At 42.1% G+C, this 14,598-nt stretch carries 11 protein-coding genes; 4 read left to right on the forward strand and 7 right to left on the reverse strand.

Going from position 1 to position 14,598, the window contains the following annotated elements; all coding sequences use genetic code 11:
• Together bexA and LPH68_RS10240 are read left to right on the forward strand one after the other, a co-directional pair.
• Entirely contained in the window at window positions 1–1,332 is a 1,332-nt protein-coding gene (gene bexA / locus LPH68_RS10235; RefSeq protein ID WP_008643797.1) for a multidrug efflux MATE transporter BexA, read from the forward strand.
• 48 nt (window positions 1,333–1,380) lie between these two features.
• Complete coding sequence (locus tag LPH68_RS10240; RefSeq protein ID WP_044130186.1) at window positions 1,381–3,483, forward strand: S9 family peptidase; 2,103 nt, start codon at window positions 1,381–1,383, stop codon at window positions 3,481–3,483.
• A gap of 175 nt (window positions 3,484–3,658) precedes the next feature.
• On the opposite strand, the gene LPH68_RS10245 is transcribed toward LPH68_RS10240, so the two are convergent.
• The 4 genes from LPH68_RS10245 to LPH68_RS10260 all read right to left on the reverse strand — a co-directional run bounded on the left by LPH68_RS10245 (window position 3,659) and on the right by LPH68_RS10260 (window position 6,780).
• On the reverse strand, window positions 3,659–4,165 hold the full coding sequence (locus tag LPH68_RS10245) for a flavin reductase family protein (RefSeq protein WP_087321259.1): 507 nt from the start codon (window positions 4,163–4,165) through the stop codon (window positions 3,659–3,661).
• An 18-nt stretch (window positions 4,166–4,183) separates the two neighbouring features.
• Window positions 4,184–5,182 carry an MBL fold metallo-hydrolase gene (locus tag LPH68_RS10250; RefSeq protein ID WP_008776615.1) on the reverse strand — a complete coding sequence of 333 codons (999 nt, stop codon included), beginning with the start codon at window positions 5,180–5,182 and terminating at the stop codon, window positions 4,184–4,186.
• A gap of 152 nt (window positions 5,183–5,334) precedes the next feature.
• Entirely contained in the window at window positions 5,335–6,432 is a 1,098-nt protein-coding gene (locus LPH68_RS10255) for a PspC domain-containing protein (protein ID WP_008016256.1), read from the reverse strand.
• A gap of 21 nt (window positions 6,433–6,453) precedes the next feature.
• Window positions 6,454–6,780, reverse strand: a complete 327-nt coding sequence (locus LPH68_RS10260) for a PadR family transcriptional regulator (protein WP_004312715.1) — start codon at window positions 6,778–6,780, stop codon at window positions 6,454–6,456.
• A 165-nt stretch (window positions 6,781–6,945) separates the two neighbouring features.
• On the opposite strand from LPH68_RS10260, the gene LPH68_RS10265 reads away from it, so the two are divergent.
• On the forward strand, window positions 6,946–7,443 hold the full coding sequence (locus tag LPH68_RS10265) for a GNAT family N-acetyltransferase (protein WP_151923176.1): 498 nt from the start codon (window positions 6,946–6,948) through the stop codon (window positions 7,441–7,443).
• Window positions 7,444–7,515: 72 nt separating this feature from the next.
• Here LPH68_RS10265 and LPH68_RS10270 read toward each other — a convergent pair whose 3' ends face one another.
• From LPH68_RS10270 to uvrA, 3 genes are all read right to left on the reverse strand, one after another.
• Window positions 7,516–9,075 carry a peptide MFS transporter gene (locus LPH68_RS10270; protein WP_008022801.1) on the reverse strand — a complete coding sequence of 520 codons (1,560 nt, stop codon included), beginning with the start codon at window positions 9,073–9,075 and terminating at the stop codon, window positions 7,516–7,518.
• Between the two features lie 97 nt (window positions 9,076–9,172).
• Complete coding sequence (gene ybaK, locus LPH68_RS10275) at window positions 9,173–9,652, reverse strand: Cys-tRNA(Pro) deacylase (RefSeq protein ID WP_008643813.1); 480 nt, start codon at window positions 9,650–9,652, stop codon at window positions 9,173–9,175.
• 189 nt (window positions 9,653–9,841) lie between these two features.
• Window positions 9,842–12,667 (reverse strand): excinuclease ABC subunit UvrA, encoded by a 2,826-nt coding sequence (gene uvrA, locus LPH68_RS10280; RefSeq protein WP_008022804.1) that lies wholly within the window; start codon window positions 12,665–12,667, stop codon window positions 9,842–9,844.
• Window positions 12,668–12,825: 158 nt separating this feature from the next.
• On the opposite strand from uvrA, the gene LPH68_RS10285 reads away from it, so the two are divergent.
• Window positions 12,826–14,592: a LysM peptidoglycan-binding domain-containing protein gene (locus LPH68_RS10285; RefSeq protein ID WP_151923177.1), complete on the forward strand. Its 1,767-nt coding sequence runs from the start codon at window positions 12,826–12,828 to the stop codon at window positions 14,590–14,592.
• Window positions 14,593–14,598 lie beyond the last annotated feature (6 nt).

The raw sequence follows: 14,598 nt of genomic DNA on the forward strand, positions 1-14,598 counted from the left end.
ATGAAAACTAAATATTCTTATAAACAAATCTGGACAATCTCCTACCCTATCCTAATCAGTCTGATTATGGAACAGATGATTGGTATGACGGACACTGCTTTTCTGGGACGTGTCGGAGAAATCGAATTAGGTGCTTCCGCCATTGCAGGTGTATATTACCTTGCCATTTTCATGATGGCATTCGGTTTCAGCATCGGTGCCCAGATATTAATTGCACGTCGCAATGGAGAAGGAAACTACAAGGAAATCGGACCCATTTTTTATCAGGGCATATATTTCCTGCTTGCCATGGCAGTGATTTTATTCACGTTCTCCATCGTATTCTCACCATATATCCTCAAGAATATCATTTCGTCTCCTCACATTTACGATGCAGCCGAGAGTTATATTCATTGGCGTGTGTACGGGTTCTTCTTCTCTTTTATCATGGTGATGTTCCGCGCCTTCTTTGTAGGTACGACGCAGACCAAGACGCTGACTTTGAACTCTATTGTGATGGTACTTTCGAATGTGGTATTCAATTATATCCTGATTTTCGGAAAATTCGGTTTCCCGCAATTGGGAATTGCCGGTGCTGCTATCGGCTCTTCGCTGGCTGAAATGGTATCGGTGATTTTCTTTATCATCTATACCTGGAAACGGATTGACTGCAGGAAGTATGCATTGAATATACTGCCTAAGTTCCAAGGGAAAACACTGAAACGAATACTGAATGTTTCTGTGTGGACAATGATCCAGAACTTTGTTTCTTTGTCTACCTGGTTTATGTTCTTTCTATTTGTGGAACATTTGGGAGAGCGCTCTTTGGCAATCGCGAACATTATCCGAAACGTGTCGGGAATCCCGTTTATGATTGCAATGGCATTTGCATCCACCTGTGGTTCATTGGTCAGCAATCTGATCGGTGCAGGTGAACAGGATTGTGTACGGGGTACTATCAGGCAGCACATTCGCATTGGATATATATTTGTATTGCCAATTCTGATATTCTTCTGTCTATTTCCGGATCTGATCCTACGTATTTATACAGATATGCCGGATTTGAGAGCGGCATCCGTACCTTCACTGTGGGTACTATGCTCTGCCTATCTGGTACTGGTGCCTGCCAATGTGTATTTCCAATCGGTATCAGGAACAGGAAATACGCGGACTGCATTGGCTATGGAACTTTGTGTACTGGCTATCTATGTCACATACTCTGCATATTTCATCATGTATCTGCGAATGGATGTCGCATTTGCCTGGACGACAGAATGTGTGTACGGTACTTTTATACTGTTGTTCTGCTACTGGTATATGAAGAAAGGAAACTGGCAGAAAAAGAAGATTTAAATCCTTTTTTCACTATCTTCGCAAGAAAATAAACATTTTATAAAATATATGAGACAAGCTAATTTATTTATGATGTCGGCAGCAATGTTGTTAGCTGCCTGCGGAGGAACCAAAGACGCAGGCAAAACAGATCAGGTGCTTATCGAGAAATCGGATATTAAGATCGAAGGGAAGCGCATGACTCCCGAAGCACTTTGGGCTATGGGACGTATCGGCGGATTCGCCGTATCGCCCGACGGAAAGAAAATTGCGTATACGGTAGCGTATTACAGTGTACCGGAAAACAAGAGTAACCGCGAAGTTTTCGTGATGAACGCAGACGGAAGCGAAAACCAGCAAATCACTCATACCCCGTATCAGGAAAATGAAGTGACATGGATTAAAGGAGGCACCAAACTTGCATTCTTAAGTAATGACAATGGAAGCAGCCAGCTCTATGAAATGAATCCGGACGGTAGCGGACGCAAGCAATTGACCAACTACGACGGAGACATCGAAGGTTATTCCATTTCACCGGATGGCAAAAAGCTGCTGTTTATTTCACAAGTAAAGACGAAAGAAAGCACTGCTGATAAATATCCGGACCTGCCGAAAGCCACAGGTATCATCGTGACCGACCTAATGTACAAACATTGGGATGAATGGGTGACGACAGCTCCACATCCTTTTGTTGCCGACTTCGACGGTAACGGTATTTCCAATATTGTGGATATCCTGAACGGAGAACCGTATGAAAGTCCAATGAAACCCTGGGGTGGCATTGAGCAACTTGCCTGGAATACGACTTCGGACAAAGTGGCTTACACTTGCCGTAAAAAGACAGGATTGGAATATGCGATTTCCACCAACTCCGATATTTACGTTTATGACCTGAACACCCAAAAAACGGAAAATATCACGGAAGAAAACAAAGGGTACGATACCAATCCGCAATACTCTCCGGACGGCAAATATATCGCCTGGCAGAGTATGGAACGTGACGGTTACGAAGCCGACTTAAACCGTCTGTTCATCATGAATTTGGAAACCGGAGAGAAACGGTTTGTCAGCAAGGCGTTCGAATCGAATGTAGATGCCTTTGTTTGGGGAGCAGATGCAAAAGTGATCTATTTCACAGGTGTATGGCATGGAGAGTCACAGATTTATGCGCTTGACCTGGCAAATGATTCGGTAAAGGCCATTACTTCAGGAATGTACGATTATGAAAGTGTAGCTCTTTTCGGGGATAAACTGATCGCCAAACGTCATTCAATGAGCATGGGTGATGAAATTTATACTGTGGCACTGGATGGCTCTACTACTCAACTGACGCAGGAAAACAAGCAGATCTACGACCAGTTGGAAATGGGTAAAGTGGAAGGTCGCTGGATGAAAACAACAGATGGCAAACAGATGTTGACATGGGTAATCTATCCCCCGCAGTTTGATCCGAACAAGAAATATCCGACTTTGCTGTTCTGTGAAGGAGGTCCGCAAAGTCCGGTAAGCCAGTTCTGGTCTTATCGCTGGAATTTCCAGATTATGGCAGCCAATGATTATATCATTGTTGCTCCGAATCGTCGCGGCTTGCCGGGATTTGGCGTGGAATGGAACGAACAGATCAGTGGTGACTACGGTGGCCAGTGTATGAAAGATTATTTCACTGCTATCGATGAAATGGCAAAAGAGCCGTATGTAGACAAGGATCGCTTGGGATGTGTAGGTGCCAGCTTCGGAGGATTCTCCGTATACTGGTTGGCAGGACATCATGACAAACGATTCAAAGCATTCATTGCCCACGATGGTATCTTCAATATGGAAATGCAATATCTGGAAACTGAAGAGAAATGGTTTGCCAACTGGGATATGGGAGGCGCATACTGGGAAAAACAAAACCCGGTGGCACAACGTACGTTTGCCAACTCTCCTCACCTATTCGTGGAGAAATGGGATACGCCTATCCTCTGTATTCATGGAGAAAAAGACTACCGTATTCTGGCTAATCAGGCAATGGCTGCTTTCGATGCTGCCGTGATGCGTGGTGTTCCTGCAGAGTTGCTGATTTATCCGGATGAAAACCACTGGGTATTGAAACCGCAGAATGGGGTTCTATGGCAACGCACATTCTTCGAATGGCTGGACAAATGGGTGAAGAAAGCTCCATCTAAGTAAAATTTTAAAGCACGGATTATACGAATCTCACAGTCATTTGATTCACTAAAACTGCATATTTCATATAATCTGTGCTTAACGACTTTCCAATAAAGTAAAATAAAAGAAGGCTCTGTTCTCAATCTACTTGAGTTCAGAGCCTTCTCCATTGCATCCATCATAAATCGGCTAAATCTTACTCCGAATAAATATTTTCAATTTCTACAATATACATCTTGTGGAAACCACCATGAGCACCACCGTACCACTTTTCCAATGATTCCTTATCCAGAAAACATTCCGGTTTGATACCGTCAGCATAAAGCTTCTTACACTCCAGGCTCAATCGTGCCTGCTCAAACAACACATTGCCATTTTCTGTAAACACTGGTTTCAATCCGGTCTCTTTTACTTTATCTATATTACGTCCCGACTTGGAGCCACAAACAGCGTGAATCTTCTTATTTTCTTCCCCTAAGAAAGAAAGAGTCAGGTGATCGTTCTTCTCTACAAATTCATACGTATACCGTTCGGGACGGATAAAAACGAAAGCAACAGGCTTATTCCACAGCCAACCGATGCCACCCCAACTTGCTGTCATCGTGTTAAACTTCTCTTTTGTTCCGGCCGTAACCAGCATCCACTCTTTTCCGATCGCTTCGAAAAAGTTTTCTTTCAGGTCTTTTACTTCTAATTTCTTCATCTCTTTATTCGTTTCTAATTATTTCTGTTTTTTCAATTTTACAATCTCTCCCAAATAGGGAATCTCCACTGGAATCTTCCGTTTCTTTGCTTCTGCTGCAAAAACTTTCGGAGGATCGTGCAAAGGCTCGTCAGACAAGTCGAATGTGCCATAATGCATGGGAATGGTAAGACCTGCATTCATTTCTTCGGCAGCAGTCAAGGATTCGTATGGCGATATATGGTTGGGACGCATAAACCAGCGAGGTTTGTATGCACCGATACCTAACAAAGCATAATCCGGTGCTCCGAACAGATCGGGAATCTCACGAAAATGGCTGGAATAACCCGTATCACCACTATAATAAAGAGAAATCCCATTTCCTTGCAGCATAAAAGCTCCCCACAGTCGCTGCCCACCATCACGTACGGAACGTTTGCTCCAGTGTTGTGCCGGCAGAAACGTGATCTTCAATCCTTCATCTTCCATTTGTTGATACCATCCGGCTTCAATCACTTTCATTTCAGGGAACCATCCCTGAATCAGTTCACCGGTTCCCAAGCCGCAGAAAAGTTTCATTTGCGGGTTGTTCTTCAGTAAGCGTGCTATACTCTGTTTATCCAAATGGTCAAAATGATCATGACTGACAAGTAGATAATCAATCTCCGTAAATATATCAGGATTAGCAGGAAATTCGCTCTGTCTTTTCACAAAAGGAATACTGCCGAACACCGGATCGAACATGATTCGCTTACCTGCTAATTGAAGAAAGAAAGAATTATGTCCGAGCCATATCAGGGAATCTCCTACCATCGCATCCAATGAGCGAAGATAACAAACTTTCGGGTCCCATTTCACCGTCTTCTTCTCTTTGCGTTGGGGATTGGGCGAAAGACGCCATTTCAACACGCTGCCCATCCCCGGACGGAAGCGATGCTGCCTGTTAAAAAAACGTCCGCGCACCATCGGATTTCCTCTCCAATAAGGATTGACTGTCGCTAAACGTTCGTTTCTCCTAAAACATATATGTTCACCCATTTTATTTCCTGAATACGTATTTACAAACTTACTAAAAAATCTCGATTTACGATGAATAAGGGAAAACAAAAAATGTACCCCGGACACACTATCGGGGTACATTTACTTATAAAAGAATAAATATTATCCTTTTTTAATAGAATGAGGCTTAGTTAACAGCAGTGCAGCCCATACAGAGGCAGTTGCCAGCCAAGAGCAGAAAGATTGATAACCATAATGACCGCACCCAATATCCATAAAATCAATAGCGACCATTTCAAACCTGTTCCCATTGGTGACCAATGGAATAGCTGGCGCAAGATGGTATACAAAAAAGCTCCTAATGGAATACCGATGAGGGCAACTCCGGCAATCGTACCTAATAATGTCATCATAGGAGAGACGGAAGCAACCGGCATCCAGTCGATGGCAGGCAACAACTCATAAAGTAAAGCTCCTCCACTGACTGCCACTGCAATTGCCGCAAATACCAACGCTACCAATACGACAGCCAATACGAACAAGACAGGGCAACAAAGAATGACAAGAGCTACCAGAAATATCTTAAAGAGAACGGCAGCAATGGAAACAAATACATCGCCTATCTTTTGAAGAAAGGTACGAGGTTTACCGGAGTTCACATAATTATTAACCCCATCTGCTACCCGTTCGAAGCCGTCTGTCACTGTTTTGCCAATATTCTCAATGGTTACCGCTTCTCCACGCATACTTAACTTTTCTGCGGCGGTACGGGCTTCCGGAATAACGAGCCATCCGATAATATAAAGGATAATCATCGGACAATAAGGCACAAACACCAGAATAATCATCAGGATACGCACCAATGTGATATCCCAACCGAAGTAAGCTGCCAGTCCTGCTGCCACACCACCCAACAATTTATTATCCGGATCACGGAACCAGCGACGTTGGGCAGAGGTTTGCGTATTACTTTGATTAGCGGACGATGCTTGTTCCGTTCTTTTCTGTGAATCTGTATCCTCGTCAGCAATGCCAAAATCTTCCGGTTTGCCTACGCGGGCGATAATTTCTTCTACATCCGAAACTGTGATGACCTGTTTTCCTTCAGTTACTTTCTCGGCAAACAGTTCAGCAATACGCATCTCAATATCGTCTACGATCTCTTCCGCACCCTCCTGTTTACGAAAGTAATGTTTCAAATTAGACAGATAATTGTCTAACAGTCGGTAGGCATCGTCATCTATATGATAAACTATTCCTCCTAAATTTATGGTCAATGTCTTTTTCATTTTTATTTCTTCTTTTTCGGATTATCTATTGGCTATATGATTCACTGTGTCGTTAAGTTCTTTCCAGGAAATTTCCAGTTCTCCCAAAAAGGTTTCTCCTTGTTCAGTGAGTTTATAGTACTTGCGGGGAGGTCCCTGGGTAGATTCCACCCATTCATAACTTAACAAGTCGTCATTTTTCAGACGGGTCAGCAACGGATACAAGGTGCCTTCCACTACAATCAGCTGGGCTTCTTTCAATTTCTGAATAATATCAGAAGCATAGGCAGGCTCTTTGTGCAGCAAAAGCATGATGCAATATTCAAGCATGCCTTTCCTCATCTGTGATTTTACATTGTCTACTTTCATTATTCACTTCTTTTAGATGGCACAAATATATGCATTACTTAAGTACCTTGCATTACAAAGTACTATAAATTAATAATAATTAAAACATTAGAGAGTGCTTACCTTATTATAAAAAGAAATAATGGCTATATTTGTGCCCGTTAAACCATAAAATAGAAAGTACGTATGTTTACAATTCGAAAAGCAACGGTAGCCGATTACGAGCTTATTCATATGATGGCAAAGGAGGTATTCCCCGCCACTTACAAGGATATTTTATCTCCTGAACAACTGGATTATATGATGGACTGGATGTATGCTCCTTCCAATGTGCGCAAGCAAATGGAGGAAGAAGGGCATGTGTATTCCATCGCCTATAAAGAGAATGAGCCATGCGGATACGTCTCTGTGCAGCAACAGGAAAAAGATGTATTCCATCTTCAGAAAATCTATGTTCTCCCCCGCTTTCAGGGTACGCATTGCGGCAGTTTCTTATTTAAGGAAGCAATCAAATGCATCAAGGAGATGCACCCGGAACCTTGTCTGATGGAACTTAACGTGAATCGTAACAATAAAGCCTTGCAGTTTTACGAATACATGGGAATGAGAAAGTTACGGAAAGGTGATTTCCCGATTGGCAACGGGTATTATATGAATGATTATATTATGGGATTGGATATTTAATAAACCAAAATGCCCCGGAACAAGTATCGTGAATGTTCCGGGGCATTTTGTTATTTAGTCAATGACGGGATTCTATTTCGCTACGCGTTCCAACCATTTTACCATTGAAAGCATTACAATCATAGAAGCACCTGTTGCGCCTACAAATACTAACCAGCAAGCCCAGATAGGAACAGTGGTATAAAGAATACCACCGATAAACAGCAGTGAATTACCCACAGCTGTTGCAGCCAACCAGCAACCTTGCATTAATCCCTGCAAATGAGGAGGAGCAACCTTAGATACAAACGATAATCCCAGAGGAGAAATGAACAATTCGGCAACTGTAAGGATGAAATACAGACCGATCATAATCCACGGAGTCACACGAATAGCATTTATTTCAGCAGCACTCATAGTACCCAACACCTCTTTCGAAGGCAATGTAAAGGAGAATACCATCAAGAATACATACGCTAATGCGGCAATACCCATACCGATGGCAATCTTCATCGGGGTAGAAGGTTCTTTACCATTCTTTTTCATTGAGCCGAACATCCACATGATAAATGGAGTCAGGAATACAACGAAGAACGGATTAACGCTCTGGAATATTTCAGCTCCCTTGATCTGCGTAAAACCTAAGTCGATATTAATAACACTCAAATCCACATAGTCACGGGCAAAATAAGTCAAAGAATAACCATTCTGGTGGAAAGATAACCAGAAGAAAATAACAACACCGAATACTGCAAACAAAGCATAGATACGTTGTTTGATTTCAGTAGCGCTCATTTGGATTTCTTCCTTATTCACAGTCGCAGTACCTTTACTGGTTTCCAATTTAGTCGCAGGATCCGGGAAGCGTTTCTTATTTGCCATATAAATAATCAGCGAAACAAGCATAGCACCAATAGCAGCCATAAAAGCATACTGAAAACCACGGTTAAATACATCAAGGTAGTTATTAACAAACATACCCATATCTGTTACAGGAGTCCCGTCAAGAACAACACTCTTAGCCAAAGTTGTCAGATTCTCCATTGCTTGTGGAGCCATATCATTTCCTTTTTCTAAATATTGATGGCACAATTCAGGTAAAGTGGCATCATAATCAAAATTGTTCACCTTCAGCCACCAGTTGCGCACACCAATAGCAATAAACGGTGCAAAAACAGCCCCAATATTGATAAACATATAAAATATCTGGAAACCGGCATCACGTAGGTTTGAATATTTAGGGTCATCGTACATCTGGCCTACCAAAGCCTGCAGATTTCCTTTAAATAAACCATTACCAAAAGCAATCACCAAAAGTCCGAAACAGGTTAATCCCAAGTAAAGAGCCATACTAGGAACAGGGGTCGGAGTAGGAATGGCAATAATCAAATAACCGATAGCCATTAATATCAGCCCTACTAAAATAGTGCCTTTAAAATTTTTCGTCTTATCAGCAATAACACCTCCCGCCAAAGCTAAAATATAAATGGAAGCATAGAACGCGGAATAAATGTATCCGGTAGTTGTCTCGGACAATCCAAATTTCGCTGAAATAAACAATGTCAAAATCGCCATCATAATATAGAAGCCAAAACGCTCTCCCATATTAGCTAAAGCTGCAGCAATCAGACCTTTAGGGTGTTTACTGAACATAGATATAAGTTTTTAGAATTAATAAATGATTGATTTAAATAAATATTTCTTGCAAATATATACTTTTTCTTGAGTTTTTGCACAATGATTTGTTAAACTACTCCTCAAATAAACGACAAATTTCTGCTCTGGATTCACGAATCAAATCTTCCGGAGCTATTTTTATCTGAAGTCCCCGTACCCCGGCACTTACATAAATATACGGAAATTCCCGGCTGGTTTCATGGATATAAGTAGGAAAATGTTTCTTCATGCCGATAGGCGAACAACCTCCCCGGATATATCCGGTAAGTGGCAGAAGTTCTTTTACGGGAATCAAATCACACTTCTTATTACCCGATGCTTTAGCTGCCAGTTTCAAGTCAACTTCATGTTCTCCCGGAATGACACAGACAAAATATCCGCTTTTATCGCCATGCAGGACAAGAGTCTTAAACACTTGCTCAATGTTTTCTCCTAAATCTGCTGCTACATGAACAGCACTTAAGTCGTTTTCATCCACTTCGTAGGGAATCAGTTCATAGGCTATCTTAGCCTTATCTAACAGCCGTGCGGCATTTGTTTTATTGATTTTCATTTTCGTTGTATTTATACTTTCTATATCTGATAAATAAAGAATTAGCGGGAGACAAAGTCCTCTATGACTTTTATTAAGGCACGAATTACACGGCTCTAATTAAATAAAAACCATGTAATCCGCGCCTTAATTAATATGATTAGAGACAGTTGACTTTATTGGGAGAACGCCCTCACTCTATGCTTCAAATTAGAGCCCCAGCTCTTCGCGAAGAAACTTAGGTGTATATCCCTTAGGGCTCTTCGCAACCTCTTCCGGTGTTCCGTAACTAAGGAGTTCTCCCCCGCCCTTACCACCTTCAGGGCCCATATCGATAATATAATCCGCCATTTTAATCACATCCAGATTGTGTTCGATGACGATAACCGTATTCCCTTTATCCACAAGCTTATTCAGTACTCCCATCAGTACGCGGATATCTTCAAAATGAAGTCCGGTAGTCGGTTCATCAAGGATGTAAAGGGTCTTGCCTGTATCTCTTTTCGACAGTTCCGTTGCCAGTTTCACACGCTGGCTTTCTCCACCGGAAAGAGTGGTAGAAGATTGTCCCAACTTTATATATCCGAGTCCGACATCCTGCAATACTTTTATCTTATTCAAGATTTGCGGAACGTTTTCAAAGAATTCTACGGCACGGTTGATTGTCATGTCCAATACATCGGCAATCGATTTTCCCTTGAAACGTACTTCCAGTGTTTCCCGGTTATAACGTTTGCCGTGACATACTTCACAAGGCACATATACGTCAGGAAGGAAATTCATTTCAATTGTTTTATAACCATTTCCCGTACAGGCTTCACAACGTCCGCCTGAAACATTAAAGGAGAAACGTCCCGGCTTGTAACCGCGAATCTTAGCTTCCGGAAGACCTACAAACAGATTACGAATATCAGAAAACACACCAGTATAGGTAGCTGGATTGGAACGTGGCGTACGTCCCAAAGGTGATTGATCGACATTCACTACCTTATCGATGTTTTCCAATCCTTCAATCGAATCGTATTCCAAAGGATCCTGCAAAGAACGGTAGAACTTCTGCGATAGAATCGGTTGCAGAGTTTCATTAATCAAAGTAGATTTCCCGCTTCCTGATACACCTGTCACACAAATTAGTTTACCTAACGGAAACTCCACGTCAACATTCTTCAGGTTATTCCCTTTCGCTCCTTTCAGCCAGATAGATTTCCCGTTTCCTTTTCTACGCTTGGCGGGGATTTCTATCTTCATCTTTCCATTCAGGTATTGCGAAGTCATCGTATCGGTCTTCAGCATCTCCTGGGGAGTTCCTGCAAAAACAACCTCTCCACCGAGACGTCCGGCTTTCGGTCCCATATCGATAACATAGTCGGCAGCCAGCATCATATCCTTATCATGTTCCACCACAATCACGGAGTTTCCCATGTCACGGAGTTCTTTCAAGGAGTTGATAAGACGTAAATTATCACGCTGATGCAGACCGATACTCGGCTCGTCGAGAATATAAAGCACATTCACCAATTGAGAACCAATTTGTGTAGCCAAACGGATACGCTGGCTCTCACCACCGGAAAGGCTGACAGAACTACGGTTCAACGCCAGATAATCCAAACCGACATCCAGCAGGAACTTTAAACGTGTACGAATCTCTTTCAGAATCTCCACTGATATTTTCTTCTGCTTATCGGAAAGGAACTCATCTACCTTCATCAACCAGTCATACAGCTCGTTGATGTCCATGTTTGCCAATTCATTAATATTCTTATCGTGGATGCGGAAATGCAGAGCTTCCTTATTCAGGCGAGCCCCTTTACATTCAGGACAAACCGTTGTTTTGGCAAATTGTTCCGCCCATTTCTGCGCTGTCGCAGAAGCATCTTTCTCCTGCAACATCTGAATATACTTCACCACTCCTTCATAGGTAACAAAGTAATCGGATGAAGTGCCGATCAGCGAACTCTTGATTTTAATCCGTTCGTCAGAGCCATACAACACTTCATCAATCGCATCGTCCGGCAACTCCTTAACCGGTGTTTTCAACGTTACATCGTACTTCTCAAGCAAAGCACCGATTTGCCAGAAAATCATCGCATTCTTATATTTTCCCAAAGGAGCTATCGCACCTTCGTAAATGGAAAGTTCACGATCGGGAATCACTTTGTCCACGTCAATCTGATTGACTACTCCCAACCCTTTACACTTCGGGCACGCCCCTTGCGGTGAATTGAATGAGAAGTTATGTGGAGCAGGCTCACGATAAGACAACCCGGTGACAGGACACATGAGCCGCTTACTATAATGTCGGATACTTTCAGACTGGGCATCCAAAATCATCATCAGCCCGTCTCCCTGACGCATAGCAGTTGCCACACTTTGTTTCAGACGCCGGTCGTCTTTCTCTGCAACCACTAATTTATCGATAACCACTTCTACATCGTGGTTCTTATAGCGGTCGAGCTTCATACCATGCGTGATTTCACGCACTTCTCCGTCTACTCGTACATATAAATATCCTTTTTTACGTATCTGTTCAAAAAGTTCTCTATAATGTCCTTTACGTGAACGCACCAATGGCGCCAGCAGATATATTTTCTTTCCTTTATAATCTTTCAGAATCAAATCCAGAATCTGCTCTTCGGTGTATTTCACCATTTCTTCCCCCGACAAATACGAATAAGCGATTCCCGCACGGGCATACAACAAACGGAGATAATCGTAGATCTCGGTAGTTGTTCCTACGGTAGAACGGGGATTTTTATTCGTTGTTTTCTGTTCAATGGAGATAACCGGGCTCAAGCCTGTTATTTTATCGACATCCGGACGTTCCAGATTGCCCAGGAAATTGCGGGCATAGGCTGAAAAAGTTTCGATATAGCGGCGCTGTCCTTCGGCAAAAATCGTATCGAAGGCTAAAGAAGATTTTCCACTACCGCTCAATCCGGTGATAACAGTCAAGCTATTACGGGGAATCTCGGCATCAATGTCCTTCAAATTGTGCACGCGCGCACCGTACACATTAATATATTCTGTTTCCTGCATATTCATATCCTTCCATAAATGTTGCAAAATTAATGTTTCCGCCCGAAATATGCTCCTAAAAAAGCACAATATTATTTTCTTAACTCAAATCTTATGAAGATATAGGGCATTATTTGTACCTTTGTTCCTTGATTTCAAGAACCAATAGTTATAATTTGATGAAACCGATAAACCGAATATTCTTATTTCTGCTTTTTATAAGCGTTTCATACGCTATCAGTTATGCACAGGAAAACCAATCTTATTTCTTGCATACCATCGAAAAAGGACAAAGTTTATACTCCATTTCCAAGATGTATAATGTCACTACGTCAGACATCATACGTCTGAATCCTGGTTGTGACGAAAAAATCTATGCCGGACAGACCATCAAAATCCCTACTGGGAAAGAAAGCCAGAAGGGAGAAACATTCCATACGATCCAAGCCGGAGAAACATTGTACAAACTGACAACGATGTATAATGTGTCCGCCAAAGATATTTGTGAAGCAAACCCAGGTTTGAGTGCCGAGAATTTCCGTATCGGACAAGTTATTCTGATTCCGCAGAAAAAAGAAGAACAAACTGACACCGTAGTTCAAACGCCTACTGAACAATCGACTATTCAAGGTCCTGTTGTTCCGAGATGCAAAGATATGCATAAGGTAAAGCGCAAAGAGACTATATTCAGCGTGAGCCGTGAATACGGAATCAGCGAGCAGGAGTTGATTGACGCTAACCCGGAACTGAAAAAGGGAATGAAAAAGGGACAATTCCTTTGCATCCCCTACCCGGCAGCAACCACTGTACAGCCAACAAAGAAAGAAGATCCATACGCTGTTCCTCCCAGCAATAGCGAGCTTTTCCGCAAAAATAAGGAGACTCCCCAAAAGCTGTCTACTATTAAGGCTGCCTTGTTGTTGCCTTTCCAGGAGGACAAACGCATGGTGGAATATTACGAAGGTTTCCTGATGGCAGTAGACAGTCTGAAACGTACGGGCGTTTCTCTTGATTTATATGTATATGACAGTGGAAAAGACATTTCTACATTGAATACGATTCTTGCCAAAAACGAGATGAAGAATATGAATATCATCTTCGGTCCGATGCATCAGAATCAAATAAAACCATTGTCAGACTTCGCGGAAAAGAACGATATACGCCTGGTGATCCCTTTCTCTCAAAAAGGAGAAGAGGTATTCAAAAATCCTGCTATTTATCAGATTAATACGCCTCAATCTTATTTATATTCAGAGGTTTATGAGCATTTCACCCGCCAATTCCCTAATGCGAACGTTATTTTCATCGAACCGTCGAGTGCTGACAAGGAGAAAGCGGAATTTATCAGCGGCTTGAAACAAGAGTTGAAGAGCAAAGGAATTCCTATGAGAACCGTCAGCGAAAGCGCAACTAAAGAAACATTGAAAGCAACACTTCGCAGTGATAAAGAAAACATTTTTATCCCGACATCGGGCAGTAATGTTTTACTGATTAAGGTACTTCCTCAACTGACGTTGTTAGTCAGAGAGAATCCTGCAGAAAAAATTCACCTGTTCGGCTACCCGGAATGGCAGACTTACACCAGAGATCATCTGGAAAATTTCTTTGAGTTGGATGTATATTTCTACTCTTCATTCTATACGAATACATTGTTTCCGGCAGCCGTGCAATTCACCAACGCTTATCATAAATGGTATAGTAAAGATTTGGCAAGCAAATACCCCAATTACGCAATGCTTGGCTTCGACACCGGTTTCTTCTTCTTGAAGGGATTATCGCTCTATGGCTCGGAATTGGAAAACAATCTGCCTAAGATGAACCTGACGCCAATCCAGACAGGATTCAAATTCCAGCGCGTGAACAACTGGGGAGGATTTATTAATAAAAAAGTGTTCTTCATACGTTTCACTAAGAATTTTGAATTAGTAAAACTTGACTTCGAATAATACGAA

Source organism: Bacteroides sp. 1_1_30 (assembly GCF_020982715.1).
Taxonomy (GTDB): domain Bacteria; phylum Bacteroidota; class Bacteroidia; order Bacteroidales; family Bacteroidaceae; genus Bacteroides; species Bacteroides xylanisolvens.

Coding starts and splice junctions, on each gene's coding strand:
- bexA (WP_008643797.1), top strand. CDS start 1: ATGAAAACTAAATATTCTTATAAACAAATCTGGACAATCTCCTACCCT.
- LPH68_RS10240 (WP_044130186.1), top strand. CDS start 1,381: ATGAGACAAGCTAATTTATTTATGATGTCGGCAGCAATGTTGTTAGCT.
- LPH68_RS10245 (WP_087321259.1), bottom strand. CDS start 4,165: ATGAAGAAATTAGAAGTAAAAGACCTGAAAGAAAACTTTTTCGAAGCG.
- LPH68_RS10250 (WP_008776615.1), bottom strand. CDS start 5,182: ATGGGTGAACATATATGTTTTAGGAGAAACGAACGTTTAGCGACAGTC.
- LPH68_RS10255 (WP_008016256.1), bottom strand. CDS start 6,432: ATGAAAAAGACATTGACCATAAATTTAGGAGGAATAGTTTATCATATA.
- LPH68_RS10260 (WP_004312715.1), bottom strand. CDS start 6,780: ATGAAAGTAGACAATGTAAAATCACAGATGAGGAAAGGCATGCTTGAA.
- LPH68_RS10265 (WP_151923176.1), top strand. CDS start 6,946: ATGTTTACAATTCGAAAAGCAACGGTAGCCGATTACGAGCTTATTCAT.
- LPH68_RS10270 (WP_008022801.1), bottom strand. CDS start 9,075: ATGTTCAGTAAACACCCTAAAGGTCTGATTGCTGCAGCTTTAGCTAAT.
- ybaK (WP_008643813.1), bottom strand. CDS start 9,652: ATGAAAATCAATAAAACAAATGCCGCACGGCTGTTAGATAAGGCTAAG.
- uvrA (WP_008022804.1), bottom strand. CDS start 12,667: ATGCAGGAAACAGAATATATTAATGTGTACGGTGCGCGCGTGCACAAT.
- LPH68_RS10285 (WP_151923177.1), top strand. CDS start 12,826: ATGAAACCGATAAACCGAATATTCTTATTTCTGCTTTTTATAAGCGTT.